The following is a 1848-nucleotide window of genomic DNA, read 5'->3' as shown; positions in this document are numbered from 1 at the left end:
AATATCTCCAGTATGCAATCAGCCGTCAATGACCGGCTGGCGCAGGCCCGTATCGAGCAGAAGCAGCAGGCCAAAGCGGTGAGAAACAATCTGGCCGTGTACCAGAAGATGGCTGCCGACAAGGACTACCTCTTTCCCGATCTGGACACCCTGCTGCACAAGGACCCGATGGACCTGATGGCCATCATTGACATGCGCCTGAATCAGGAAGCCCGTCAGACCCTGCCAGCCAATGAACCGGCAGCACCGGTCCCCACGGCAAACCCGGACATCACGGAAGACCAGCAGGACTTGCTCTACACCGATGGCGCCGTGACGGAAGAAGTCCTCACCGATGACATCCACGCCATGGAAAAGTGGCTCGGCAAAGGCTCACTGGACTGTTACCGCTTCGATAAGAACGGCAACGAATACGGTGTTGAGCTGGTGATCCGCCGTACCGGCATCATCAGTTCCACCGACCAACTCACCCTGAAAGAAGCATGACCATCAGTCACAGGCTGGCCACCTGTCCTCCGAAAACGGCCACCCAATGTTTCTAAAAAACCATAACAACAAAAAGGTAACCCGCCATGTGGTTCAAAAACCTCAACGTCTACCAGTTCACCGAAGACTTCACCCTGACCGGCGAGGCACTGGAAGAAGCGCTCCGGCAGAACGGCGCATTCATCCCCTGCGGTCCACAGGACATGAGCCGCTATGGCTTTGTCTCTGCCCTCGGCCATCGCACTGAGGCCCTGGTTCACCAGAACAACGCCTGTATGCTGATCCGCGCCCGTAAAGAAGAAAAGATTCTGCCCAATGAGGTCATCAACGAAAAGCTGGCAGAAAAGATCGAGCAGATTGAGCAGAACGAAGACCGGCAGGTATTCGCCAAGGAAAAGAAGTGCATCAAAGAAGACATCGTTATGGAGCTGTTGCCCCAGGCATTCACCCGCAGTAAATACACCCATGCCTACATTGATCTGGTCCGTAACCTGCTCATCGTCAATGGCTCGGCCAAACAGGCTGAAGAACTGACCAGCAAACTGCGGGAAGCCCTCGGCAGCCTGCCAGTGCTCCCCCCTCAGACCAAAACCTTCCCCGCCACCTGCATGAGCGACTGGCTGAAAACCCAGGAACTCCCCAGACCCCTGCTGCTCGGTGACCAGTGCGAACTGCGGGAACCCGGTGAGGAAGGTGCGCACCTGAAGGCCAAACAGTTTGACCTGATCAACGGCTCCATCGAACCCCATCTGAAGGACGGGATGCTGGTCTGTTCACTGCTGCTCACCTGGCAGGACTCCCTCACCTTTACCCTGAACGAAAACCTGCGACTCACCGGCATGACCATGACCGATGTCTTGCTGGCGGAACGGGACGAGACAGAAACCGACACCAAGCTGGAAGCACTGGACGCCGACTTTGCCCTGATGACCGGCACCTTCCGCAAATTCCTGCCCCAGCTTTTCAGCTACATGAACTAAAGGAGGGCCATCATGGCCAGAGGCGTTAATAAAGTCATCCTGATCGGTAACCTGGGCAATGACCCGGATGTCCGCTACACCCCGGCAGGGGCTGCGGTGGCCAACCTGTCCATCGCCACCAGTGAAGTCTGGAACGACAAACAGACCGGCCAGAAGCAGGAAAAGACCGAGTGGCACCGTGTCGTCTTTTTCGGCAAATCTGCCGAGCGTGCCCAGCAGTACCTGCACAAGGGCAGCAAAGTCTTTATCGAAGGCAAGCTACAGACCCGTAAGTGGCAGGACAACAGCGGTCAGGATCGCTACACCACCGAAGTGGTGGTCAATGGCATCAATACCCAGTTCCAGATGCTGGACGGTCAGAACCCGCAGCCTGCCCAGTACC

At 56.6% G+C, this 1848-nt stretch carries 3 protein-coding genes; all 3 read left to right on the top strand.

The window, feature by feature from the left end:
- On the top strand, positions 1–486 hold a 486-nt coding region (locus tag AK963_RS33905), incomplete at its 5' end, for a hypothetical protein (protein WP_202969908.1).
- A gap of 86 nt (positions 487–572) precedes the next feature.
- The gene (locus AK963_RS28420; protein WP_066018649.1) at positions 573–1466 is read left to right on the top strand and encodes a recombination-associated protein RdgC; all 894 of its coding nucleotides are present in this window, start codon (positions 573–575) and stop codon (positions 1464–1466) included.
- A gap of 12 nt (positions 1467–1478) precedes the next feature.
- Positions 1479–1848 (top strand): single-stranded DNA-binding protein (ssb, locus tag AK963_RS28415; protein WP_274520564.1); only part of this gene is annotated, 370 nt, incomplete at its 3' end.

Source organism: Endozoicomonas atrinae, from assembly GCF_001647025.1.
Taxonomy (GTDB): domain Bacteria; phylum Pseudomonadota; class Gammaproteobacteria; order Pseudomonadales; family Endozoicomonadaceae; genus Endozoicomonas; species Endozoicomonas atrinae.
The sequence above is the reverse complement of the archived record's forward strand: the minus strand, read 5'-3'. Positions and strand labels throughout refer to the sequence as shown.

What these genes read in the sequence shown, in the direction of transcription:
- AK963_RS28420 (WP_066018649.1), top strand. Translation starts at nt 573, where the DNA reads ATGTGGTTCAAAAACCTCAACGTCTACCAGTTCACCGAAGACTTCACC.